The organism is Pseudomonas sp. B392_1p (assembly GCF_052245235.1).
GTDB lineage: Bacteria > Pseudomonadota > Gammaproteobacteria > Pseudomonadales > Pseudomonadaceae > Serpens > Serpens gallinarum.
Window position 1 is genome coordinate 49,094 of the sequence record NZ_JBQPXM010000006.1, and the last position, 23,194, is coordinate 72,287.

Annotated in this window: 24 protein-coding genes; 2 read left to right on the top strand and 22 right to left on the bottom strand. The window is 61.7% G+C overall.

Annotated elements, in window-relative coordinates; genetic code table 11:
* Position 1: 1 nt before the first annotated feature.
* The 11 genes from ACTV8E_RS10330 to ACTV8E_RS10380 form a co-directional block, all read right to left on the bottom strand.
* On the bottom strand, positions 2-988 hold the full coding sequence (locus tag ACTV8E_RS10330; RefSeq protein ID WP_443199454.1) for a DNA polymerase III subunit delta': 987 nt from the start codon (positions 986-988) through the stop codon (positions 2-4).
* Complete coding sequence (gene tmk / locus ACTV8E_RS10335) at positions 981-1,613, bottom strand: dTMP kinase (protein ID WP_443199455.1); 633 nt, start codon at positions 1,611-1,613, stop codon at positions 981-983. Before tmk ends, ACTV8E_RS10330 begins: the two co-directional genes overlap by 8 nt.
* Positions 1,610-2,662, bottom strand: a complete 1,053-nt coding sequence (gene mltG / locus ACTV8E_RS10340; RefSeq protein ID WP_251837623.1) for an endolytic transglycosylase MltG — start codon at positions 2,660-2,662, stop codon at positions 1,610-1,612. The genes tmk and mltG overlap by 4 nt, the downstream gene beginning before the upstream one ends.
* Positions 2,662-3,480, bottom strand: coding sequence for an aminodeoxychorismate lyase (gene pabC, locus ACTV8E_RS10345; protein WP_443199456.1), 819 nt, complete (start codon positions 3,478-3,480; stop codon positions 2,662-2,664). The genes mltG and pabC overlap by 1 nt, the downstream gene beginning before the upstream one ends.
* Positions 3,480-4,724, bottom strand: coding sequence for a beta-ketoacyl-ACP synthase II (fabF, locus tag ACTV8E_RS10350; RefSeq protein ID WP_273534808.1), 1,245 nt, complete (start codon positions 4,722-4,724; stop codon positions 3,480-3,482). The genes pabC and fabF overlap by 1 nt, the downstream gene beginning before the upstream one ends.
* Positions 4,725-4,907: 183 nt before the next feature.
* Positions 4,908-5,144 (bottom strand): acyl carrier protein, encoded by a 237-nt coding sequence (acpP, locus tag ACTV8E_RS10355; protein WP_251837620.1) that lies wholly within the window; start codon positions 5,142-5,144, stop codon positions 4,908-4,910.
* 182 nt (positions 5,145-5,326) lie between these two features.
* Positions 5,327-6,067, bottom strand: a complete 741-nt coding sequence (gene fabG / locus ACTV8E_RS10360; protein ID WP_251837619.1) for a 3-oxoacyl-ACP reductase FabG — start codon at positions 6,065-6,067, stop codon at positions 5,327-5,329.
* A gap of 17 nt (positions 6,068-6,084) precedes the next feature.
* A complete protein-coding gene (gene fabD / locus ACTV8E_RS10365) occupies positions 6,085-7,023 on the bottom strand; it encodes an ACP S-malonyltransferase (RefSeq protein ID WP_273534807.1) in 939 nt (312 codons plus the stop codon).
* A 129-nt stretch (positions 7,024-7,152) separates the two neighbouring features.
* Positions 7,153-8,163, bottom strand: a complete 1,011-nt coding sequence (gene plsX / locus ACTV8E_RS10370) for a phosphate acyltransferase PlsX (protein ID WP_443199457.1) — start codon at positions 8,161-8,163, stop codon at positions 7,153-7,155.
* Positions 8,164-8,166: 3 nt separating this feature from the next.
* A complete protein-coding gene (gene rpmF / locus ACTV8E_RS10375) occupies positions 8,167-8,349 on the bottom strand; it encodes a 50S ribosomal protein L32 (RefSeq protein WP_168081858.1) in 183 nt (60 codons plus the stop codon).
* A 13-nt stretch (positions 8,350-8,362) separates the two neighbouring features.
* Positions 8,363-8,890 (bottom strand): YceD family protein, encoded by a 528-nt coding sequence (locus ACTV8E_RS10380; protein WP_251837616.1) that lies wholly within the window; start codon positions 8,888-8,890, stop codon positions 8,363-8,365.
* Positions 8,891-8,997: 107 nt separating this feature from the next.
* On the opposite strand from ACTV8E_RS10380, the gene ACTV8E_RS10385 reads away from it, so the two are divergent.
* A complete protein-coding gene (locus ACTV8E_RS10385) occupies positions 8,998-9,576 on the top strand; it encodes a Maf family protein (protein WP_443199458.1) in 579 nt (192 codons plus the stop codon).
* Between the two features lie 86 nt (positions 9,577-9,662).
* On the opposite strand, the gene ACTV8E_RS10390 is transcribed toward ACTV8E_RS10385, so the two are convergent.
* Genes ACTV8E_RS10390 through rluC form a run of 3 tightly spaced genes read right to left on the bottom strand, consistent with a single transcriptional unit; the run spans position 9,663 to position 12,268 of the window.
* Complete coding sequence (locus ACTV8E_RS10390; protein ID WP_251837614.1) at positions 9,663-10,640, bottom strand: S49 family peptidase; 978 nt, start codon at positions 10,638-10,640, stop codon at positions 9,663-9,665.
* Complete coding sequence (locus tag ACTV8E_RS10395) at positions 10,630-11,322, bottom strand: HAD-IA family hydrolase (RefSeq protein ID WP_443199459.1); 693 nt, start codon at positions 11,320-11,322, stop codon at positions 10,630-10,632. The genes ACTV8E_RS10390 and ACTV8E_RS10395 overlap by 11 nt, the downstream gene beginning before the upstream one ends.
* Positions 11,315-12,268, bottom strand: coding sequence for a 23S rRNA pseudouridine(955/2504/2580) synthase RluC (rluC, locus tag ACTV8E_RS10400; RefSeq protein ID WP_443199460.1), 954 nt, complete (start codon positions 12,266-12,268; stop codon positions 11,315-11,317). Before rluC ends, ACTV8E_RS10395 begins: the two co-directional genes overlap by 8 nt.
* 564 nt (positions 12,269-12,832) lie before the next feature.
* Between rluC and rne the strand changes: the two genes are divergently transcribed.
* The gene (gene rne / locus ACTV8E_RS10405) at positions 12,833-15,892 is read left to right on the top strand and encodes a ribonuclease E (RefSeq protein ID WP_443199461.1); all 3,060 of its coding nucleotides are present in this window, start codon (positions 12,833-12,835) and stop codon (positions 15,890-15,892) included.
* Positions 15,893-16,150: 258 nt separating this feature from the next.
* On the opposite strand, the gene murB is transcribed toward rne, so the two are convergent.
* The 8 genes from murB to ACTV8E_RS10445 form a co-directional block, all read right to left on the bottom strand.
* On the bottom strand, positions 16,151-17,170 hold the full coding sequence (gene murB / locus ACTV8E_RS10410) for a UDP-N-acetylmuramate dehydrogenase (RefSeq protein ID WP_443199462.1): 1,020 nt from the start codon (positions 17,168-17,170) through the stop codon (positions 16,151-16,153).
* The gene (locus ACTV8E_RS10415; protein ID WP_251837609.1) at positions 17,167-17,628 is read right to left on the bottom strand and encodes a low molecular weight protein-tyrosine-phosphatase; all 462 of its coding nucleotides are present in this window, start codon (positions 17,626-17,628) and stop codon (positions 17,167-17,169) included. Before ACTV8E_RS10415 ends, murB begins: the two co-directional genes overlap by 4 nt.
* A 2-nt stretch (positions 17,629-17,630) precedes the next feature.
* Positions 17,631-18,395 carry a 3-deoxy-manno-octulosonate cytidylyltransferase gene (gene kdsB / locus ACTV8E_RS10420; protein WP_251837608.1) on the bottom strand — a complete coding sequence of 255 codons (765 nt, stop codon included), beginning with the start codon at positions 18,393-18,395 and terminating at the stop codon, positions 17,631-17,633.
* Positions 18,392-18,577 (bottom strand): Trm112 family protein, encoded by a 186-nt coding sequence (locus tag ACTV8E_RS10425; protein ID WP_251837607.1) that lies wholly within the window; start codon positions 18,575-18,577, stop codon positions 18,392-18,394. Before ACTV8E_RS10425 ends, kdsB begins: the two co-directional genes overlap by 4 nt.
* A gap of 57 nt (positions 18,578-18,634) precedes the next feature.
* Entirely contained in the window at positions 18,635-19,636 is a 1,002-nt protein-coding gene (gene lpxK, locus ACTV8E_RS10430) for a tetraacyldisaccharide 4'-kinase (RefSeq protein WP_443199463.1), read from the bottom strand.
* On the bottom strand, positions 19,636-20,067 hold the full coding sequence (locus ACTV8E_RS10435) for an ExbD/TolR family protein (protein WP_251837605.1): 432 nt from the start codon (positions 20,065-20,067) through the stop codon (positions 19,636-19,638). Before ACTV8E_RS10435 ends, lpxK begins: the two co-directional genes overlap by 1 nt.
* A complete protein-coding gene (locus tag ACTV8E_RS10440) occupies positions 20,064-20,723 on the bottom strand; it encodes a MotA/TolQ/ExbB proton channel family protein (protein ID WP_251837604.1) in 660 nt (219 codons plus the stop codon). The genes ACTV8E_RS10435 and ACTV8E_RS10440 overlap by 4 nt, the downstream gene beginning before the upstream one ends.
* A 70-nt stretch (positions 20,724-20,793) precedes the next feature.
* Positions 20,794-23,007 (bottom strand): DNA internalization-related competence protein ComEC/Rec2, encoded by a 2,214-nt coding sequence (locus ACTV8E_RS10445; protein WP_443199464.1) that lies wholly within the window; start codon positions 23,005-23,007, stop codon positions 20,794-20,796.
* Positions 23,008-23,194 lie beyond the last annotated feature (187 nt).

Below are 23,194 nucleotides of genomic sequence, written 5' to 3' on the forward strand. Positions count from 1 at the left end.
TCTAGCTCCGCTCGACCAGAGCCGCCCACTGCACCAGCAAGGCTTCGAGAAGCAGCGCACGGTTGAGGTTGGCTTTACCCAACACCTTCTGGCGTTGCGCCAACAACCAGTCCTGCATGACCAACAGTTTCGGCTGTGGCGTCTTGCCGGCCAGGTACTGCACCACCTTGGCCATGTCGCTCGCGCCCAGCCCCTGTTCGTCGTTGGTCAGCTGATAACGCAGCATCAATTGCGCCCAATCGCAAAACCAGTCGAACACCAACAGCAGCGGTACGCTATTCCACGCATCGGCCAGTTGGCTGGCACCCTGCTGACGCTTGATCAGTTTTTTTACACCCTCGACCACCATCGCGCGCTGCTCTAGAACGCCTTGGGCATGCAGGCGCTGCGCACTGAGCGGCGAGCCGGCGGCCAGCGCCAGCAAGTCACGGCGAATGGGCGCCGTGACGTCCGGCAATGCCTCATCGAGCCAGGCCAGACTTTGTGCCTGGCTCGGAAGCGGGCAGGTCTGCTGCACGCAACGGCTCTTGATGGTCGGCAATAAACGGCTGGGCAGGTGACTGATCAGCAACATCACGGTATTGCCGGAGGGTTCTTCCAGACTCTTGAGCAGCGCGTTGGCGGCATTCAGGTTCATGGCTTCCGCCGGCTCCAGCAGCAGGACCTTACGGCCACCAAGCTGCGCCGTCTGTACCACGAAGTCCACCAACTGGCGCACTTGATCGACCCTGATCGCCTTGTCGGCTTCCTCAGGTTCGAGAACGAAATTATCCGGATGGGTTCCAGCGGCCAGCAGGTGACAGGCCTTGCATTGGCCACAGGGCTGTCCAGCCACAGGATGCTGGCAGAGCAGGAACGCCATGAAACGCTCGGCCAACGCGCGCTTGCCAATCCCCTGAGGACCGTGCAGCAGGTAGGCATGGGCATGCTGGGTTCGGCTGGTCAGTTGCTGCCAGACTTCGGCCTGCCAGGGATACAGCTCAGCCACGGACGCGCTCCAGCACCTGCGGCACCAATACATCCAGGGTTTGCTGCACCACCGCCAGCGGCTGGGAAGCATCGATGATGCGGTAACGTTCGGGATGGCATTCGGCACGCTGCAGGTACGCCTGGCGCACCGCCTCGAAGAAACCACGGCCCTCCTGCTCGAAACGATCCAGCCGACCACGGGCGGCGGCGCGAGCCAGACCGACCTCCACGGGCAAGTCGAACACCAGGGTCAGGTCGGGATGCAAATCACCCTGCACGAAGGTCTCCAGCTGGGCGATACGCGCCTCGCTTACACCCCGTCCACCGCCTTGATACGCATAGGTAGCATCGGTAAAGCGGTCGCAGATAACGATCTGTCCCTGGGCCAGAGCCGGGCGAATCACCTGCTGCAAGTGTTGGGCACGGGCCGCGAACATCAATAACAGCTCAGTATCGCTGGCCATCGGTTCGTCGCTGGGCGCCAGCAGCAGTTCGCGAATGCGTTCGGCCAGCGGCGTGCCGCCCGGTTCGCGGCTCAGCAGTACGGGCAACCCCCCACTGCGCAGACGCTCGGCCAGGTACTCGCGGTTGGTGCTCTTGCCGGCGCCTTCCGGCCCTTCCAAGGTGATAAACAGACCGCTCACGGAGTGTCCTTGCTAACTGGGGCTGGGCTCGATCGGTAGTCGGCCCGGCGCTTGAGCTGAAATTCTCGCACCGCGCGAGTATGCGCTTCGAGTGTGGCCGAGAACACATGACTACCATCGCCGCGCGCCACGAAATACAGACTGTCGCCATCCTCAGGGTGCAAGGCGGCATGGATCGCTTCGCGTCCGACCATGGCGATCGGCGTCGGTGGCAAGCCATTGATCACATAGGTGTTGTACGGTGTCGCTTCACGCAGGTGGCTGCGGCGAATCTTGCCGGTGTAAAGCTCGCCCATGCCATAGATCACGGTCGGGTCAGTCTGCAGGCGCATGCCCTTGGACAGACGACGCACAAACACGCCAGCAATCTGGCCGCGCTCTGCCGGCACACCGGTTTCCTTCTCGATGATCGACGCCATGATCAGCGCCTGGTAGGGGTCCTTGTAAGGCAGCCCCTCGGCGCGTTGCGTCCATTCCTCGGCCAGCACCTGCTTGAGGCGCCTGTTGGCTTGAGTGAGCAGATCGAGATCACTCATGCCGCGCACATAGCGGTAGGTGTCTGGAAAGAAACGTCCTTCGGGGTGCACGCCCGGTTCTCCGAGCTCGCGCATCAAGTCCTCGTCGCTGAGTTGCGTCAGCGTCTGCTTGAGTTTTTCCTCGCCGGCCAGTGCGGTGCGCACCTGGCGAATATTCCAGCCTTCGACCAGCGTCAGGCTGTATTGCACAACCTCACCTTTGATCCACAGCTCCAGCAGCTCACGGGCCGTCATGCCCGGCCTCATCCGATACTCGCCGCTGTGCAGGCTTTGGTCGGCCAGGTTGAAGCGCCAATACTGGCGCAACCAGAAGGCGCCTTCGAGCACTCCTTCGCGCTCCAATCGGTTCAGTAATCCGCCGGGGGTCGACCCCACCGGCACCTCCAGCAAGCGCTCACCGTCCAGGTGCAACGGTTGCTGGATAGCCTGGTGCTGCTGCCAGAACACGAACGCTACCAGCAAGGCAGCGAGCAGCAGGCCGCCCTTGAGCAGCATCATCAATTTACGTATCACTATCGTACTTCCAAAAGCGTGCGAGCAATGCTCTGCAGTTTACGGGTGACCGGCCCGACCGGCCAACTTTGCTGTTCCAGATGACGTACCGGCCAAATGCCATAAACACTGTTGCAGACGAATACTTCGTCGGCGGCCAGCAGCTCTGCATAGGAGATATCACGCACCGCGACTGCCACGCCAAGCGCTGCAGCCTGCTCCAGCAAAACACTGCGCATCACGCCCGCCACACCACAGCGCTCAAGGCTGGGCGTCAGCAGCGCTTCTTTGCTGACCAGAAACAGGTTGCTGAAAACCGCCTCGATGATTCGGCCCTGACTGTCGCGCATCAGGCCTTCGGCGCAGCGCTCATCAGACCACTCGCTGCGTGCGAGCACCTGCTCCAGACGGTTGAGATGCTTGAGTCCGGCCAGCAGCGGCTGCTCAGCCAGGCGCGTGGCGCAAGGAAACAGGCGCACACCCTGTTCGGCATGGGCCTCGGGATAACAGGGTAACGGGCTGCCCGACAGGATCCTTCGCGGGGTTGCCGGTTGGGGGGCCGCATAGCCCCGCCGGCCATCGCCACGGGTCAGAATCAGCTTGGCGACCCCTTCCCCCAGCAAGGCACTGAAGGCCTGAAGTTCCGTTTTGATCAGCTCTTCATCATAGGGAAGGCCCAGACGCACGCAGCCGGCGCTCAAACGGGCCAAATGGGCCTCAAACAGGGTCGGGCGCCCCTGACGCACAGCAATGGTTTCAAATAATCCATCGCCGTAGGCCAGGCCCCGGTCGGCGAGCGGTAGCCCGTCGGCCGGTTGGCCATCGACCCAACTGAGCATCAATCGGCGAACCGACGGAACACCAGCGAGCCGTTGGTGCCGCCAAACCCAAAGGAGTTGGATACCACGGCGTCGATGGGCATCGAGCGGGCTTCGCCCGGCACGAAGTCCAGATCGCAACCTTCGTCCGCCTCATCGAGGTTGATGGTCGGTGGCGCCACTTGCTCATGGATCGCCAGCACGCTGAAGATCGCCTCCACCGCACCGGCAGCGCCGAGCAAGTGGCCGGTCATCGACTTGGTCGAGCTGACCGCCAAGCGATAGGCATGCTCACCGAACACTGACTTGATTGCCCGCACTTCAGCCAGATCGCCGGCCAGGGTCGAGGTGCCGTGGGCATTCACATAGTGCACCTGGTCGGGATTCAAGCCGGCATCGCGCAGCGCATTGGTCATGCAGCGTGCAGCGCCAGCACCGTCTTCAGGCGGCGAGGTCATGTGGAACGCATCGCCACTCATGCCAAAGCCAACCAGTTCGGCATAGATGGTCGCACCGCGCGCCTTGGCGTGCTCCAGCTCTTCGAGTACCAGGGCACCCGCGCCATCGGAGAGTACGAATCCGTCACGGCTCTTGTCCCACGGGCGGCTGGCACGCTGCGGATCGTCGTTGCGAGTGGACAGTGCGCGGGCAGCCGCGAAACCGCCGATACCCAGGCCACAGGCGGCCATTTCCGATCCGCCGGCGATCATCACATCAGCTTCGCCATAAGCGATGTTGCGCGCGGCCATGCCGATGGAATGCGTGCCTGTGGTGCAGGCAGTGGTAATGGCGTAGTTCGGCCCCTGGGCGCCGAGGTGGATCGACAGAAAACCGGACACCATGTTGATGATCGAGCCGGGTACGAAAAATGGCGATATACGCCGCGGACCCTGCTCGAACAGTAATTTGCAATTGTTCTCGATATTCGTCAGGCCACCGATACCGGAGCCCATGACCACACCGACTCGCTCGCGATTGGCGTCGGTGATCTCCAGGCCGGAATGACGCACTGCCTGAAAACTGGCAGCCAAGCCGTATTGAATGAACAGGTCGAGTTTTCGGGCTTCCTTGGCCGAGAGATATTCCTCGACATCGAACCCCTTGACCGAACCACCAAAGCGGGTGGAATAGGCGGAAAGGTCCATATGCTCAAGCGGACCGATGCCGCTGCGGCCAGCCAGAATGCCCTGCCAACTGCTCGGCACATCGGTGCCCAGCGGCGAAAGCATACCCATACCGGTGACCACGACACGTCTACGCGACACAGTTTTGTCCTCTTGTTCACTAACGGATAAACCCGGGAGCCTGCCTGGTTGTCTTCCGCCTCATAAAGCCCGGGGCCGGGCAACGAAGCGCCACTTTACACAACAGCAGATGACTCCCCAAAGAAAAGCCGCACGCCCGTTAAGGCAGTGCGGCTTCTCTGCGTCCAAAAGACGTCGATTACATTACTGCGCGTGGGCGGTAACGTAGTCGATGGCTTCCTGGACAGTGGTGATTTTTTCAGCTTGCTCGTCCGGGATTTCGGTCTCGAATTCCTCTTCCAGAGCCATCACCAGCTCAACGGTGTCAAGAGAGTCGGCGCCCAGATCTTCGACGAAGGAAGCGCTGTTGGTTACTTCCTCTGCTTTGACGCCAAGTTGCTCAGCAACGATTTTCTTGACGCGTTCTTCGATGGTGCTCATACCTAGTTTTCACTCCTATGGAAAAATCCAGACAGCTGGGCTGCGGGTAAGTGTATAGAAAGCGTTTTCGTTATTTCAAGCTGAAGAGAAAGCGCCGGCAGATACGCCCTGCTTACTTTCCCTTTCAGCCTCTTACAAAATCCGGTAGCCGTTATGACACGCGCATTTAACGCGGCGTCACATTACATGTACATTCCACCATTGACCGGGATGGTAGCCCCAGTTACGTAGGCTGCGCCATCCGATGCCAAGAAGGCCACCACCTTGGCAATTTCTTCTGCCTGACCCAGACGACCCAGGGGAATCTGGGTCAACAGGGCATCACGCTGGGCCTCAGGCAATTCGCGGGTCATGTCCGTGTCAATGAAACCCGGCGCGACCGTGTTAACGGTAATCGCGCGCGACCCCACTTCACGGGCCAGCGCCCGTCCAAAACCTTCGACACCTGCCTTGGCCGCCGCATAATTGACTTGCCCTGCATTGCCCATTGCGCCGACCACCGAGCCGACGTTGATGATACGACCCCAGCGCGCCTTGGTCATGCCGCGCAATACGGACTTGGACAAACGGTAAATACTGTTCAAGTTGGTGTTGATGACATCCAACCACTCGTCGTCTTTCATGCGCATCATCAGGTTATCGCGGGTGATGCCGGCATTATTGACGAGGATCAGCGGCTGACCGAGGTGTTGCTGTATATGCGCCAAGGTCGTGGCAACCGACTCATCGTTACTCACATCAAGCACCAGGCCGGCACCTTCGATACCGTTGTTCTTGAGAGTTTCGGCAATACGCTCGGCACCGGAATCAGACGTCGCGGTACCAATCACCACGGCACCCTGACGACCCAGCTCAAGGGCGATGGCCTGGCCAATGCCACGGCTCGCACCGGTCACCAGGGCAACCTTACCTTGCAGACTCATAAACACTTCTCCTAATTTCAGGCCAGCGCGGCGCGAGCGCCTGCAAATGCCTCGGGGGTATCCAGATTGTACGTATCGATGCCCTTCACGCAGCGCTTGTTCAGCCCAGACAGAACCTTGCCTGGCCCACATTCAACCAATGCCGTGACACCGCACTCGGCCAGCTTCTGCATCGATTCCACCCAGCGCACCGGACTGTAAAGCTGCGCCAGCAAGTCGCGCTTGAGGGTTTCCAGGTCATTGACGACCGCGGCGCTGACGTTCTGCACCAGAGCAATCTTGGGCGCCTGCCACTCGATGGCTGCCACGGACTCGGCAAAACGCTCGGCAGCCGGGCGCATCAGGTCACAATGCGACGGCACGCTGACCGGCAGGGGCATGGCACGCTTGGCGCCTCGGGCCTTGCACGCCTCGATGGCACGCTCGACAGCGGCAGCGGAACCGGCGATCACCACCTGGCCGGGCGCATTGAAATTCACCGCACTGACCACATCGCCCTGGGCCGCTTCGGAGCAGGCCGCCAGTACGTCAGCGTCTTCCAGGCCGAGAATCGCGGCCATGCCGCCCTGCCCGGCCGGTACAGCCTGCTGCATCAGCTGGCCACGCAGCTCGACCAGCTTGACGGCCGCAGCGAGGGGCAAGCTATCGGCAGCCACCAGCGCCGAGTACTCACCCAGACTGTGACCCGCCACGTAAGCCGGGCGCACACCACCTTCAGCCAGCCACAGGCGCCACAAGGCGATGGAAGCCGCCAGAATGGCCGGCTGGGTCTTGTCTGTCTGGTTCAGTTGCTCAACCGGGCCGTTCTGGATCAACGCCCAGAGGTCATAGCCCAGAGCATCAGAGGCTTCACTGAAGGTGTCGAGGACCGAGCGCTGGTGAGCGCCCAGTTCGGCGAGCATGCCAAGCGATTGCGAGCCTTGCCCGGGAAAGACGAATGCGGGGGATACAGACATGAAAACGGTCCCTTGGTGGTCTTGTCGTCAGAAAACACATCACGCCACTACACACCTGGCGCAACAAACTGAGGATTGGATGACAACCTGTGCGCCGCAGTCACATCGCTCGCGCAGGCAACAGAGAAGCTATAGCAGCAAGTCCTCCAGGCGACCATGCAGGCGTTGCGGCAGATTTTCATGAATTTCCACCAGCGCCCGACGGATCGCACTCTGGAAAGCATCTTCAGCGGCCCCGCCATGACTCTTCACCACCACCCCCTGCAACCCCAGAAAACTGGCGCCGTTATGGGTGGCCGGCTTGAGCTCTTCGCGCAGACTGCGCAGCAGTGGCAGCGCTACCGCACCCAGCAGGCGCGAGGCCAGGTTGCGTGAAAACAGGTCGCGGATTTTCTCTGCCACCATTTCCGCCAACCCTTCACTGGATTTGAGCAGGATATTGCCGACGAAACCGTCGCAGACCACCACATCGGCGTCGCCACGGTATACGCCATCACCCTCGATAAAGCCGATAAAATTCAGTCCTGGTGCCTGACGCAACAAACTGGCGGCCAACTTGACCTGCTGGTTACCCTTGATCTCCTCGGTCCCGACATTCAGCAGGGCCACACGTGGTCGCCGCACGCCCAACGTCTCAGCCGCCACGGAACCCATGACCGCGAACTGGTAAAGATGCTCGGCGTTGCAATCCACGTTGGCACCCAGATCGAGCAAATGACAACTGCCTGCGCGCGTGGGCAGCGCAGCCATCATCGCTGGCCGATCGATACCCGGCAGGGTTTTCAGGACATAGCGCGACAAGGCCATCAATGCCCCGGTGTTACCGGCACTGACACAGGCCTGGGCACGTCCCTGCCGAACCATCTCCAGTGCCACTCGCATGGAGGCATCCGGCTTGCCGCGCAAGGCCTGGGCTGGACGGTCGCTCATGGCTACCACTTCCGAGGCATGCACGATTTGCAGGCGCGCGCGATCCACACCGGGCTGGCGGTCGATCAGCTTTTCGATAAGAGTAGATTGGCCGACAAGGGCCAGATGCAGCGAGGGGATTTCCGCCAGACAAGCAAGGCTGGCCGGAACAATGCAGTGGGGACCGAAGTCCCCACCCATTGCATCAATCGCGATGACCGGAGCGGACAAGGATTACTCGTCAGCGCCCTTGTCGATCACCTTGCGACCACGGTACACGCCTTCCGGCGAAACGTGGTGGCGCAGGTGAACTTCACCAGTGGTCTTTTCCACGGACAGAGCGTTGGGCTCCAGAGCATCATGGGAGCGACGCATGTCACGCGCGGAACGGGATTTTTTGTTCTGCTGAACAGCCATAACTTATTAACTCCTAAACGTTTGGGTCACGCTTTAACTGCGCCAGTACGCTGAACGGGTTGGACCGTGGAACCTCGTCCTCGCTCGGCTCAGGCTCATCGAGACCCGCCGGCTGCTGGCAAATTTCTGGGTCATGGACCGGAACGATAGGCAAGGAAAGCAACAGCTCATCCTCGACCAGAGTCAGCAGATCCAGGGGCTCCTCCCCCACCTCCAGCGCATCATAGCCTTTCGGCACAGACTGCTCGTCAGCCCCTTCCCTCACCACGACATAGTTGTATTCGCCGTGGATCGGCAAGTGAGCGACTTCCAGACAGCGCTGGCAAATCATTTTGACCACGACGTCAAACTCGCCATGGATGACGGGTACACGTCGTTCGTCGCGCTCGAAGATCAGCTTCGTGTGCACTTCGCCAACGTCGTCAACCAGTTGCGCAGCAAGACGCGACAAGCTGGAGATCTGTAACACACCCTCAAGGGTAGCGCCGCGATCAGCCAGTTTGCGTGGGTCAACGTGAGGTGGAATCGGTCCATTCAACATAGGCGCGAGATTCTAGGGATCTACCCTGCCCCTGTCAAAGGATATTCGGCCTGTGCGCGATCCCGCTCAATCGCTAGACTTCGCCTCCTTTATATAAGGAGAAGCTCATGCTGCCGTTGCTGCTTGCTTCCAGCTCGTCCTATCGCCGCGAACTGCTCTCGCGCCTGCGACTGCCGTTCACCAGCGCCAGTCCGGATATCGACGAAAAACCCCTGCCTGGGGAAAACCCCCCGCAACTGGTCCAGCGCCTGGCGGAACAAAAGGCCAGAGCCCTGGCCCTCAGTCATCCCGCCCACCTGATCATAGGCTCCGACCAGGTTGCCGTTCTGGATGGACAAATCATTGGCAAACCCCATCACTTCGAGAGCGCCCGCCAGCAACTGCTCAACTCCAGCAATCGCAGCCTGACCTTTTTGACCGGCCTGTGCTTATTAAACAGCAGCAACGGCCACTGCCAGGTCGACTGCGTACCGTTCACCGTGCATTTTCGCGAACTGGACGAACAGCGCATCGAACGGTACCTGCAAATCGAGCAACCCTACGACTGCGCTGGAAGCTTCAAGGCCGAAGGCTTGGGTATTAGCCTGTTCCGCAGCACCGAAGGAAGTGACAGCACCAGCCTTGTCGGCCTGCCGCTGATCCGCCTGGTGGACATGCTATTAAAGGAAGGAGTAGAGCTCCCCTGAGATACGAGCTCGAACCAGGAATAGGAAAACCAGACGCGGGGTCGGCGCGACTCACACCCACCCCGCGAGCATTCAATCCGCGGCGACTACCTAAGCACGGGCCCCTGAAAACCCATCCACAGCGCCACGTGCTCAGCCACGCCCGCACCCAATTTCTTGGCGAAGCGATCGAACGCAGTTTCTTGGAGTGTGAAGTCAACGATTCGCTCTTCGCCAATCACCTCTCGGGCGATCTGGCTGCTGCTCGCCAGACCATCCACCAACCCCAGCTCCACCGCCTGCTCTCCGGACCACACCAGACCGGAAAACAGTTCTGGATGCTCCTCATCCTTCAGACGCTCGCCGCGCCCTTGCTTCACACTCTCAATGAACTGACGGTGCGTAGTTTGCAGCACCTCCTGCCAAAAGGCGGTTTCTTCCGGCTTGGCGGGCTGGAACGGATCCAGGAACGCCTTGTGCTCGCCTGCGGTATACAAGCGGCGATCAACACCCAGCTTTTCCATGACCCCCACGAAGCCGAAGCCCGCCGCCGTCACCCCAATGGAACCCACCAGGCTGGATTTGTCGGCATAGATTTCATCGGCAGCGCTGGCGATGTAATACGCACCAGAAGCCCCAAGATCGGTGATCACGGCATACAGCTTGATATTTGGGTACTCGCCTCGCAAGCGGCGAATTTCGTCATAGACATAGCCCGACTGCACCGGACTGCCACCCGGACTGTTAATGCGCATGATCACCCCACGGGTGCCCGCATCCTTGAAAGCTGCCCGCAGGCTGCCGACAAGATTATCCGCACTGGCATTTTCCTGATCCGCGATCATGCCGCGCACTTCGATCAACGCAGTGTGAGCACCTCCGCCCACCGCTCCTTTTTGGCGATCCAGCAAAGGCGAAAACAATGCCAAAGCCCCGAACAGATACAAAAAAGTCAGCGACTTGAAAAAGATGCCCCAGCGCCGCGATCGACGCTGCTCCTGCACACCGGCCAGCACGGCTTTTTCCAGCAACTTCCAGCTTTTGTCATCAGCCTTTTCGTCGGGCGCTTTCCATTCATCCGCCATACACACCCACCTCAGTCAACGCCGGGCCAACCGGCAACAGCCAGTCAAGCAACTCGGCAAAACTCATGATTGCCCATCGAGGCTCAAACGCCTGCAAGCATTGCAAAGATTGAGCACCATAGCCCACCGCAACCGAATCCATGCCGGCGTGCCGAGCCATTTGCAAATCAAAGGAAGAATCTCCGATCATCAGGGCACGCTGCGGTGACACACTGCAGTATTCGAGAATTTCCCGCAGCATCAGCGGATCGGGCTTGCTGGCCGTTTCATCAGCGCAACGGGTGATTTCAAAATAACTGTCCCATCCCCGCCCGGCCAAAACCCGCTGCAGGCCGCGGCGGCTTTTACCGGTGGCAACCGCCAACCGATAGCCCGCTACGCGTAGCGCCTCAAGACCGTCCGCCACACCCGGAAACAACGCCGTAGGCTCCGCTTCCAGCGCTACATAATGCTCAGCATAGATCGTGCGAAAGCGCTCAATCATCTGCCCGTCAGCCGACTCCGGATACAGCGTCGCAATCGCTTCGGGCAAACCAAGACCAATGATGCCCCTGATCGGCGCCTCATCGAGCTGTTGCAAACCGCACACATCGGCCGCGACGCGCACCGATTCGACAATGCGCGCCACCGAATCCACCAGCGTGCCGTCCCAATCGAACACCAACAACTCGTAGTCAGGCACCGAGACGCTCCAGCGCCTTCGCCCACATGGCATCGACAGGCGCCTCCAGGCTCAGCGCGGCGCCGTCCGGCAAGGTGATCCGCAAGGCATAGGCATGCAGGAACAGCCGCTTGCCGCCCAGCTCACGAATTTCCCGGGTGAAGTCTTCATCACCATACTTGGAATCTCCAGCAATCGCGTGCCCGGCATGCAGCGCATGGACACGGATCTGATGAGTACGCCCGGTGATCGGACTGGCCTCGATCAGCGTGGCGAACTCACCGAAGCGGCGCAGTACCTTGAACTCGGTCAGCGCGTCCTTGCCCTCGGGATTCACTTCAACCATGCGCTCACCGGAACGCAGGGTATTTTTCAACAACGGTGCACTGACTCTCTTTTTCGCAGCAGGCCAGTTACCGCGCACCAGGGCCATATAGCGCTTGTCCACCCCATCCCCACGCAACGCCTCGTGCAGATGCCGCAGCATGCTGCGCTTTTTGGCAATCATCAGCAGGCCCGAGGTATCCCGATCCAGGCGATGCACCAGCTCGATATCCTTGGCATCCGGACGCATCTGGCGAAAGGCTTCGATCACACCGTAATTGAGGCCACTGCCGCCATGCACGGCGATACCGGCAGGCTTGTTCAGCACGATCAGTGCCTTGTCTTCATAGACAACTGCAGCCTCAAGGCGCTCCAGCAACCCCTGCGCCAGAGGCTCCGGCTCGTCGCGCTCGGCCAGACGCAGCGGCGGAACACGGACGATGTCGCCAGCCTGCAATTTGTATTCAGGCTTGATTCGGCCCTTGTTCACGCGCACTTCGCCTTTACGCAAAATGCGATAGATCAATGTCTTGGGGACCCCCTTCAGCTGAGCGCGAAGGAAGTTATCGATGCGTTGGCCGGCAAGGTCCGGCGCGACTTCGAGCAACTGAACGCCGGAAGTCGGAGGGAGAGAAGTATTCATCGGCGCCATGATAGCAATTTTTAATGCAATTGAAGCACCAATAGGGAGCTGTTATAGTCGCGAACGCCGCCAAAAGCGGTCAAGTCAGGGAGCGAAGCAAAGAATGCCGCTTCAGCACTTGAGCAACTTTTTTCGGGACGTCAGGCCGTCCATCGAGCCAATCGCAGCACGAACGCGAAAAGCTCTAAAACCCAAGCCTTGAACCATGACGCGCGCCCGCCAACGTTACGGACGCGATAAATGACAACCCGCTACGGATTCTGTAAGCGGCACCCGATTTTCAAAGGATACGTGTGGGTGGAGATGCACAACCATCGGACTGTGTAGCATCAGGCTTTTACAGACGCTTCTCGTCCACTTCCGTTCTGGTTGATTCCTCCTCCTGAGTTAGTACTTCTGCAATTACAGCTGTAGCAGGAGACGTCGTCGCGAGCCCGACCCTACTGGTTGGTACTCGCTGGACACTGCAGTGTTTACACCACTGCTGATACGCGCCGACACCGACCGTGAGAGTCGTGTGTGCCGATTGCCGTTTCCCTCCGCCTGGAAACCCAACGGTACTACATGAAAAGAATGCTGATTAACGCGACCCAACCCGAAGAGTTGCGTGTCGCACTGGTTGACGGCCAGCGCCTGTTCGACCTCGATATCGAATCGGGAGCGCGCGAACAGAAAAAGGCCAACATCTATAAGGGCCGCATCACCCGTGTCGAGCCGAGTCTCGAAGCTGCCTTCGTGGATTTCGGCGCCGAACGCCACGGCTTTCTGCCGCTCAAGGAAATCTCTCGCGAATACTTCAGCAAGGCTCCGGAAGGTCGCGTCAACATCAAGGACGTCCTGAAGGAAGGTCAGGAAGTCATCATCCAGGTCGAGAAAGAAGAGCGCGGCAACAAAGGCGCAGCGCTGACCACCTTTATCAGCCTGGCCGGCCGCTACCTGGTGCTGATGCCCAACAACCCCCGCGCCGGCGGCATCTCGCGCCGCATCGAAGGCGAAGAGCGCAATGAACTGCGCGAAGCACTCAACGGCCTGAACGCGCCGGCCGACATGGGCCTGATCGTGCGCACCGCCGGCCTGGGTCGCTCCAGCGAAGAACTGCAGTGGGACCTGGACTACCTGGCCCAACTGTGGGCTGCCATCAAGGATGCCTCCCAGGATCGCGCTGCCCCCTTCCTGATCTACCAGGAAAGCAATGTCATCATCCGCGCGATCCGTGACTACCTGCGCCAAGACATCGGCGAAGTCCTGATCGACAGCGTCGAGGCCCAGGAAGAAGCACTGAGCTTCATCCAGCAGGTCATGCCGCAGTACGCCAGCAAGATCAAGCTGTACCAAGACAGCGTGCCGCTGTTCAACCGCTTCCAGATCGAAAGCCAAATCGAAACTGCCTTCCAGCGCGAAGTGAAGCTGCCGTCGGGCGGCTCCATTTTCATCGATCCGACCGAAGCCCTGGTGTCCATCGACATCAACTCGGCGCGCGCCACGAAAGGCGGCGATATCGAAGAAACCGCCCTGCAGACCAACCTGGAAGCGGCTGAGGAAATCGCCCGCCAGCTGCGTCTGCGTGATATTGGCGGTCTGATCGTCATCGACTTCATTGATATGACGCCGGCGAAAAATCAGCGCGCCGTCGAAGACAAGGTTCGCGAAGCTCTGGAAGCCGACCGCGCTCGTGTCCAAGTCGGCCGCATTTCGCGTTTCGGCCTGCTGGAAATGTCCCGTCAGCGTCTGCGTCCGTCTCTGGGCGAAACCAGCGGCATCGTCTGCCCGCGCTGTAACGGCCAGGGCGTCATCCGTGACGTCGAATCCCTCTCGCTGGCCATCCTGCGCCTGATCGAAGAAGAAGCGCTGAAGGACCGCACCGCCGAAGTACGCGCCCGTGTTCCCTTCCAGGTCGCCGCCTTCCTGCTCAACGAGAAGCGCAATGCCATCACCAAGACCGAACTGCGCACCCGTACGCGCATCTACATCCTGCCTGACGCGCACCTGGAGACCCCGCACTTCGAGGTGATCCGCCTGCGCGACGACAGCCCGGAGCTGCTTGCTGGCCAGTCCAGCTACGAAATGGCTCCGAGCGAAGCCGAGGAAGTCCAGCCGGTCAGCGCCACCCGATCGTTGGTCCGCCAGGAAGCTGCGGTGAAAACCGTCAGCCGTAATCGCCCAGCTCCCGAACACGTTGATGCCGCCCCCGCTGCATCGCTGGCGCCGGTTAGCGCCCCGGCACCGAGCCTGTTCAAGGGCCTGGTCAAATCACTGGTCGGTCTGTTCGCCAGCAAGGAAGAGCCAGCCAAGCCGGTCGAAAAAACCACTAACGCACGCCCGCAGCGCAGCAATGATGAGCGCCGCACCGGCCGCCAGCAAAACCGCCGCCGTGATGGCCGCGACACCAACAACCGCCGCGACGAGGAGCGCAAGCCACGCGAGGAGCGTCCAGCCCGTGAGCCGCGTGAAGAGCGCCAGCCACGTGAAGCACGCGACACTCAAGAGCAGCAGCGTCGCGAGCGCCCGGCCCGTGAAGAACGTCAGCCGCGCGAAGACCGCCAGCCCCGCGAGGAGCGCGCACGCGAAGAGCGTCCAGCCCGTGAGCCGCGTGAAGAGCGCCAGCCACGTGAAGCACGCGACACTCAAGAGCCGCGCCGCGAGCGCCCCGCTCGTGAAGAGCGTCAGCCGCGCGAAGAGCGCAAGCCACGCAGCGCTCCGGTCGAGCAGGTCGACGAAGAAGTACTGAATACCGAAGAGCAATTCGAAGATCAGCAGGATGGTCAGGATGGCGAGCGTCCTCGTCGCCGCTCCCGTGGCCAGCGTCGTCGCAGCAACCGTCGCGAGCGTCAGCGTGATGCCAACGGCAACCTGATCGAGACCAGCGAAGGCCAGGAAAGCAGCGAAAACGCACCGAGCGAAGGTGCCATGATTGCCGCTGCCGCTGTTGCCGGAGCACTGGCCAACCAGGCCGTCGAAGCTACCCCAGATGTGGTCGCTGTTGCCGAGCTGACACCGAGCGGTGAAATGCCAGCTGCCGAACAGTCCAGCGATAACGGCGCCAGCCTGAGCGATAGCAAGGTTGCGGCCGCCGAGCCTGAAATCAGCATCGAGCAACCTGCCGCCCCGGCAGAGGTCACTCCTCCCGCCGCTGTCGAGCCGGTTGCCGAAGCTGCTCCTGCTCCGACACCTGCACCTGTCGCTGTCGAAGCCGAAACACCTGCTGTCAGCGAAGTGGTTGAACCAGCCCCGACGCCTGCAGTGGAAGCTCCGGTCGTTACACCCGCTCCGGTCACCAGCGGCCGTGCGCCCAACGACCCGCGTGAAGTGCGTCGCCGTCAGCGCGAAGCCGAACGTCTGGCTCGCGAAGCTGCCGAGACTGAAGCTGCGGCTGCAAGCGAAGCTCCGGCTCCGGCTCCGGCTCCGGCTGAGCCAGTGGTTGCTGAAGCACCGGTGATTCAGCAAGCTGAAACTGCCTTGAACGAAACGGTCGAGCCCGTCGCCAAAACAGTTGAGAGCCAGGCCCAGGAAGCCGAAGCCGAAGCCGAAGCCGAAGCCGAAGCCGAGACAATCGTTGAAGCACAGGACGCGCCAGAGGTAGACAAGTCGCCAGAAACCGACGAGACCGCCAAGCCGCAGGCCTGATTCTTAGGCTGAAATAAAAAGGGGATGCCAGTGGCATCCCCTTTTTATTGGGCGGAGATCAATCAGCACGCGCCACTTTTTTCGAAACAACACCGCGGTGTAGGGAAGGGAATACGAAATCGCCCGGGCAACCCACCATGAAGCTAACGCCGCCGGCGGGGTGCCCGCTCAACCTTGTGCTTTGAGCCCTGCTGCCTGGAGTGAGCGACGGTGCCCTACTCTGCTGTTAACCTCCGCAACCACGGCGTCGCCCCACGCTCAAAGAACGTTCGGCTCGATTTCCAGTGTCACGCCGAATTTCGTAGTGATATCCGCCTGTATGCGCCGTGCCAGGCTCAGCAATTGACTACCGGTGGCTTGACCATAATTGACCAGCACCAGCGCTTGGTGTGCATGGACACCGGCGTCACCGTCGCGAAACCCCTTCCAGCCAGCTCGTTCGATCAACCAGCCGGCCGCCAGCTTCACTTGCTCATTCGCAGCCGGATAAGCCACCAGATCGGGATGCTCAGCGCGTAGTCGTTCGGCCAGGGAAGCCGCCACCAGAGGATTCTTGAAAAAGCTGCCGGCATTGCCCAGACGCGCCGGATCGGGCAGTTTTTCACTGCGTATTTCACATACCGCCCGGCTGACATCCAGCGCCGTAGGCGCCTGGACCCCTTGCGCCTCCAGTCGCTGACGAATCGGGCCGTAGTCCAGGTGCAGGGTTGAGTGACGCTGAAGAACAAAGCGCACCCGCAGGATCAGCCAGCGGCCAGGCTGTTGCTTGAACAGGCTGTCGCGATAGCCGAATGCGCAGTCTTCCAAGGCAAAGTCGCGCACCTCGCCGGTTTCTCGGTCAAGCGCAGTCAAGCCGGCGAACACATCCTTGATCTCCACCCCGTAGGCACCGATGTTCTGCATCGGCGCAGCGCCCACCGTGCCAGGGATCAAGCTGAGGTTTTCCAGGCCGACCAAGCCCTGCTCCAGTGTCCATAGGACGAAGGGATGCCAGGGCTCACCGGCTTCGGCTTCGACCACCACGCGCTGGTCATCATCACTCAATATGCGTCGGCCAAGACTGGCCATGCGCAGCACCAGCGCTTCTACATCCTTGGTTAGCAGCAAGTTGCTGCCACCGCCAATGACCAACAGCGGCAGTGCGCGCTGCGCGGCCAGTGCTAGCGCTTCGCGCACGTGCGCTTCGTCATGGGCCTCGGCGAACAACTGCGCGCAGACATCCACGCCAAAGGTATTGAAAGGTTTGAGAGACAGATGCTCCTTGAGCAGTAGACTCACAGCCGCCCCTTGATTTCGTCGAGCAAGGCATCGGCGGCCTGCTCAAGCAGATCAAGAACATGCTCAAACCCCTCGTCGCCCCCGTAATAGGGATCGGGGACGATTTCGCCCAGGCCGTAGCGGCGCAGCAGCAGGTCCATCTCGGCACTGGCTTGCTCAGGCCGCGCCGCGCGCAGGCGTATCAAGTTGTCATGGTCCATGGCCAGAATCAGGTCGAAGCGCTGAAAATCCTCTGCCTCCACCTGACGTGCCCGCTGGGCGGTGAGGTCATAGCCGCGCCGCGCGGCAGCCTGACTGGAGCGTCGATCCGGCGCCTTGCCAGCATGCCACTCCTCGGTACCGGCCGAGTCGATGACGATGCGCGATTCCAGTCCCGCTGCACGCACGCGATGACGAAACACGCCTTCGGCGGTTGGCGAGCGGCAGATATTACCCATGCAGACAAACAAGACCTTCATTATCACGCTCCCAGAATGCGCCGCACGCGCTCCAGATCTTCAGCGGTATCCACGCCCGCGGGCGGCGCTTCCAGCGCATCGTCGACATGGATGCGCACGCCATGCCAAAGGGCACGCAATTGCTCCAGGCACTCTGTGTCTTCCAGCCAGCATGGGCCCCAGGCGACGAAATCCTGCAGAAAACCCGCACGGTAGGCATAAATACCGATGTGTCGACGCCAGGGCACATTGGCCGGTAACGTTTCGCGGCTCTGCGCAAAGGCATCACGTGCCCAGGCAATCGGTGCGCGGGAAAAGGTCAGGGCCAGGCCGGTTTTGTCGCTGACCACTTTGACCACGTTGGGATTAAACAGCGCCTCGATGTCGCTGATCGGCTCGGCCAGAGTGGCGATGCCAGCCTGCGGATGAGCCGCCAGATTGCGTGCCACCTGATCAATGATCGCCGGCGGAATCAGCGGCTCGTCACCCTGCACGTTGACCACAATGGCATCGGCGGCCAAGCCCAACTGGCTGGCCACTTCGGCCAGGCGATCGGTGCCTGAGTTATGGTCGGCGCGGGTCATCACCACCTGGGCGCCAAACCCTTCACAGGCCGCCACGATACGCGCATCGTCAGTCGCCACGACCACTTGCTGCGCGGTACTTTTGCTGGCCTGTTCCCAGACGTGCTGGATCATCGGCTTGCCGGCGATGTCTTGCAGCGGCTTGCCAGGCAGGCGGCTGGAGGCATAGCGGGCGGGAATGACGACGGTATAGGCCTGGCTCATTTATCCAGACGCTCGTCGACGGTGAGGGTGCGGGCTTCGCTTTCCAGCATGACCGGAATGCCGTCGCGAATTGGGTAGGCAAGCCCGGCGCCCTTGCTGATCAGTTCGGTCTTGTCAGTGCTGAGCTGCAGTGGGCCCTTGCACACGGGGCAGGCCAGGATATCGAGCAGTTTCGGGTCCATCGGGAAATCCTCAAGAACAGGGAAAAGCCACCGCCCGCCAGCCTTGTGCGTAGCGCCTCAGCGGTCGGGTAGCAGGCGTGCCAGTTGCTCATCGAACCAGTCGACGAAGGCCGGTGAAGGCTTAACATCGACGGCCAGGTACCACCAGTCGTCGGCGGCAAAGTCACGGCATTTGACCGCATCTTTTTCGGTCATCAGCAGCGGCAACGACGGGCTGAATCGTAACTGCTCGGCGCTGTACTGCGCATGGTCGGCGAAGGCATGCGGAATCGGCCGCCAGTTTAGCGCTTCGAGGGTGGCGAAGAAACGTTGCGGGTTGCCGATGCCGGCCACCGCATGCAGGGCTTGCCCGGCTGGAAAATGGTTCAAGGGTCGCCGTTCGCCATTGGCCACACGCACCAGCTCGGTCGGAGTCAGGGTAAAGGCGTAGCCGTCCGGCTCATCCGCCACGGCCCCGTTGTAAAGCAGCGCATCGACGCTGGCCAGACGTTCGACCGGCTCGCGCAGCGGGCCCGCGGGCAGGCAGCGCCGATTGCCCAGGCCACGGGCCGCATCGATCAGCACCAGTTCAAGGTCTCGGGCCAGGCGATAGTGCTGCAAGCCATCGTCACAGAGAATGACATCCAGCGCCTCCTGCTCCAGCAACGCACGCACCGCGCGCGGACGATCCGGGTCGATCACCAGCGGCACGCCGGTACGCCGGACAATCAGGGACGGCTCGTCTCCGGCTTCACTAGCCGGCTGCTCGGCGGTGACACGCCATGGCCAACTGGGCGGCTTGGCACCGTAGCCGCGACTGACCACACCGACACGCAGGCCGCGCGCGCGGCAATGGTCGATCAGCCAGAGAATCATTGGCGTCTTGCCCGTGCCGCCCACGGTGATGTTGCCCACCACGATGACCGGCACTGGCGAGCGGTAGATCTCGCCCTCACCGGCCAGGAAGGCGGCCCGCTTGCGCTCCACCACACGGCGATACAGCGCCTCCAGGGGACGCAGCAGCGCCAGGCCGGGATGCCCTCGGTACCAGGCCGAGAGCAGTCGATCCGCCAGCGCCATCAGCGCGGTTCCGCCTGGGCCTCGACAGTGGTGATGCGCAGGTGGGCAAAGCCCAGCTTACCGGCCGCGTCCATGGCGGTGATCACCGCCTGGTGCGGTGTCTTGCTGTCCGCACTGATGGTCAGCGGCAAGCTGCTATCCCCTTCGGATTCCCGCTGCAGCGATGTCATCAGACTGTTCAGGTCGTTTTTCACCAGCGCCTGGCCATTCACCGAAAAGCTGCCGTCGGCGCCAATCACCACTTCTAGGGGCTTGAGCTCGGACGCTGGCGGCGGTGTACCGCTGACCGCCTCAGGCAAGTCAACCTGCAGCTGCGTCTCGCGGGTGAAGGTCGTAGTGACAACAAAAAACAGCAGCAGGATGAATACCACGTCGATCAGCGGCGCCAGGCCGATCTCGACGTTATCCTGTCGTTTGCGCCGGAACTTCACGCCTTTTTAACCTCGCGCTTGCTGGAAGCAGGCGTCTCGGCCAGGTCGACATTACGGTCGCCCTGCACCACCTCCACCAGCTTGATGGCTTCCTGTTCCATGCCCATCACCAGCTCATCAACGCGACGCTGCAGGAAACGGTGGAAGAACAGCGCCGGGATCGCGACGATCAGGCCGGCCGCCGTGGTGATCAAGGCCTTGGCGATACCGCCCGCCAGCTGCGGGGCGTTGGCCATGCCCGAACCCATGAACGAGCTGAAGATTTCAATCATGCCCAGTACCGTGCCGAGCAAGCCCAGCAAGGGTGCGATACCGGCGATAGTGCCCAGGGCATTGAGGTAGCGTTCCAAATCATGAACGACCCGCGCTGCGGCTTCCTCAATGCATTCCTTCATGATCTCGCGGCCATGCTTGGAGTTGGCCAGTCCGGCAGCGAGGATCACGCCCAGCGGCGAGTGGGCGCGCAGTTCCTTGAGACGTTCGCTGGTCAGCTTTTTTTCCTTGATCCAGCGCCAGACCAGCCCGAGCAGATGGGGAGGCGTGACGCGGCTCGGCCGCAGCGTCCAGAACCGCTCGATGATAATGGCCACGGCCATCACGGAACACAGAATGATCGGCAGCATGATCCAGCCGCCTGACTTTACCAACTCCCACACGGTGGCGATCCCCTCCAAAAAAGTGGCTCACTCTAGCATAGGGACACGGTCACGCCGACCGCCGAGCTTCTCATTTTTCCCGCCAGAAACGCGCTTCCTGTCGCAATGCTCGCGGCGGCGCAAACGCGCCTAGCTCAATGCGCAGAGCACCCTCGAGAGCAGTGTCGTGGATCTGCACGTCGTGTTGCCGGTAACGCTCTACGACTGACGGATGAGGATGCCCGAAGGCGTTATGGGCGCCCCGCGCAAATAGCACCGCGGTGGGTGCCACGCCCTGGATGAAACGCACGCTGGATGAGAACCGGCTGCCATGATGGGGCGCCAGCAACCACTCGGCGCGCGGGGCCCAGTCTGAAGCGAGCAACGCAGCCTCCACCCGCGCGTCGATATCGCCGGTTAACAACAGGCGCTCGCCACCGGCTTCGACCATCAGCACACAAGAGGCGGCATTGCCCGAGTGCGCTTGCGGCCAACGCCACAGCCGAAACCGCACGCCATCCCAGTTCCAGGTTTCGCCGCTCTGACAAGGCCCAGCCTGCAACGCTGCCGGCAGGTTGTGGGATTCGCCACTGAGCACCTTGTCCACCGGCACCCCGTCGATCACCGCCTGTGCGCCGCCGGCATGATCGTTATCGGCATGGCTGAGCAGCAGTGCATCCAGGCGCTGGATGCCTAATGTGCGCAACGAGGGCACGACCACGCGCTCGCCCAGATCGAAATCACCGAAGCGCGCACCGGTGTCATACAGCAAGGCATGCTCGCGCGTGCGCACCAGCACGGACAGCCCCTGACCGACATCCAGCAACCAGACATGGGCACGCCCTGCCGGCACCTCGTCACGCGGCGGAGCGATCAGCACCAGTAGCAAGGGGATGCCGAGCCAACGCAGCGGGACGGCGCCCGGCAGGAGTAGCAACGTTGCGCCCAAGACACCGAGCAACCAGGCCCACACCGGAACATACCTGCCCAGCCAGGCCGGCAGCCACTCGGCAATCACGGCCAGGATTACGAGCAGCAATTCCAATAATCCCCCGGCCAGCCACCACAGCCCTTCCGCCACGAAGGGCAGCGGCAACAGCAGGGTCGCGAGCAAGGCCAGGGGCACCACCGCCAGGCTTACCCAGGGCACGGCGATCAGATTGGCCAGCGGCCCGCTGGCACTCACCGGCAGGCTCAGCGCCAGCAGTACCGGCAACAGGCCGATGGCCACGGTCCACTGCGCCCGGCCCAGAGTGCGCCAGGCACTCCAGGCACCCAGGCGGCCACTGAACACCAGGATCAACACCGCCACGGCAGCAAAGGACAACCAGAAGCCCGCTTGCAGACTGGCCAGCGGTTCGGCGAGCAGGACGATCACCAACGCCGCCAGCAAGGGCGACCAGAAACCTAGGTGTCGAAAACGCAGGCGCCAGAGCAGCACCACGGCCAGCATCACACAGGCGCGCCGCACCGGCACTTCAAACCCGGCCAGCAGCCCGTACAACAGCGCCGCGGCCAGGGCCAGGCCGCACGCCCACGGCAGCCAGGGCAGCGCTCGCGGCCAGAGCCCCCTGCGCGCAAGCCCAGCAACCAGGCCGTAAACCAGCATCGCCAGCAGGCCAATATGCTGGCCGGAGATCACCATCAAATGCACCGTGCCGGTGTCGCGTAGCAGGCCCCAATCGGTATGCGTCAACCCAGAACCATCGCCCAGCACCAAAGCGACCAGTCCACCTTCGCGTCCGAAAGCCGGCATCGCCAGCAGACGTTGGCGCAAGCTGTCGCGCCAGGCGCTCAGGCCTTGGGTAACCGCTTGGCGCTCGCCCGCCTTGACCGAACCCGTCGCACCGATGCGTTTGGCCAACAGCCAAGCCTCGTAATCGAATCCGTGGGGATTGACCAGGCTATGGGGACGCTTGAGATTGACCGCCAGCCGCCAGCGCTCGCCGGCCTGTACAGGCGGGCCGCCATGCCAGGCCAGACGCAGCCGGCTGGGCAACGCGCCGCGCCGGGAAACCGCGTCGCGCAACTCGAAACGCACCACGCCATCCCGGTGTTCAGGCAGCCCGACCACCTGTCCTTCCAGCCACAATGTGCGGCCATCGAAAGCGGGCGCCAGGCGGTCATCGAGCGCCCACTGCGCCGACCAGCAGGCCCACACCAGTCCAAGGCAGAACAGCCCCAGCGGATAACTGCGAAAGGGTAACAGCAGCAGCCCGAGGACGAATCCGGCAAGCAACCAGGACGCGTCCGGCAATGCCGGAAGAAAACGCAGGGTCAGCAGACCCAGAGCGAGCGCAAGCATCCCTGTGCGCATGCATGATGACTCCGCCAACGCCGGCGGCGTCCTGCGGCCGGCTCAAGTGTTCGAAGCGGTTATGACTACAGTTCGGGCGATGCAAAAAACGGCGGGCTGCCCGAAAATCACCGCGCCAACGACCTCGACACCGTGCGACGGGCGAGGCCGCCCTACGGATTCCGTGGGTCTTATT

What these genes read in the sequence shown, in the direction of transcription:
- rpmF (WP_168081858.1), bottom strand. Translation starts at nt 8,349, where the DNA reads ATGGCTGTTCAGCAGAACAAAAAATCCCGTTCCGCGCGTGACATGCGT.
- fabD (WP_273534807.1), bottom strand. Translation starts at nt 7,023, where the DNA reads ATGTCTGTATCCCCCGCATTCGTCTTTCCCGGGCAAGGCTCGCAATCG.
- rluC (WP_443199460.1), bottom strand. Translation starts at nt 12,268, where the DNA reads ATGAATACTTCTCTCCCTCCGACTTCCGGCGTTCAGTTGCTCGAAGTC.
- fabG (WP_251837619.1), bottom strand. Translation starts at nt 6,067, where the DNA reads ATGAGTCTGCAAGGTAAGGTTGCCCTGGTGACCGGTGCGAGCCGTGGC.
- acpP (WP_251837620.1), bottom strand. Translation starts at nt 5,144, where the DNA reads ATGAGCACCATCGAAGAACGCGTCAAGAAAATCGTTGCTGAGCAACTT.
- ACTV8E_RS10415 (WP_251837609.1), bottom strand. Translation starts at nt 17,628, where the DNA reads ATGAAGGTCTTGTTTGTCTGCATGGGTAATATCTGCCGCTCGCCAACC.
- ACTV8E_RS10380 (WP_251837616.1), bottom strand. Translation starts at nt 8,890, where the DNA reads ATGTTGAATGGACCGATTCCACCTCACGTTGACCCACGCAAACTGGCT.
- ACTV8E_RS10390 (WP_251837614.1), bottom strand. Translation starts at nt 10,640, where the DNA reads ATGGCGGATGAATGGAAAGCGCCCGACGAAAAGGCTGATGACAAAAGC.
- rne (WP_443199461.1), top strand. Translation starts at nt 12,833, where the DNA reads ATGAAAAGAATGCTGATTAACGCGACCCAACCCGAAGAGTTGCGTGTC.
- kdsB (WP_251837608.1), bottom strand. Translation starts at nt 18,395, where the DNA reads ATGAGCCAGGCCTATACCGTCGTCATTCCCGCCCGCTATGCCTCCAGC.
- ACTV8E_RS10445 (WP_443199464.1), bottom strand. Translation starts at nt 23,007, where the DNA reads ATGCTTGCGCTCGCTCTGGGTCTGCTGACCCTGCGTTTTCTTCCGGCA.
- ACTV8E_RS10385 (WP_443199458.1), top strand. Translation starts at nt 8,998, where the DNA reads ATGCTGCCGTTGCTGCTTGCTTCCAGCTCGTCCTATCGCCGCGAACTG.
- pabC (WP_443199456.1), bottom strand. Translation starts at nt 3,480, where the DNA reads ATGCTCAGTTGGGTCGATGGCCAACCGGCCGACGGGCTACCGCTCGCC.
- ACTV8E_RS10425 (WP_251837607.1), bottom strand. Translation starts at nt 18,577, where the DNA reads ATGGACCCGAAACTGCTCGATATCCTGGCCTGCCCCGTGTGCAAGGGC.
- lpxK (WP_443199463.1), bottom strand. Translation starts at nt 19,636, where the DNA reads ATGGCGCTGGCGGATCGACTGCTCTCGGCCTGGTACCGAGGGCATCCC.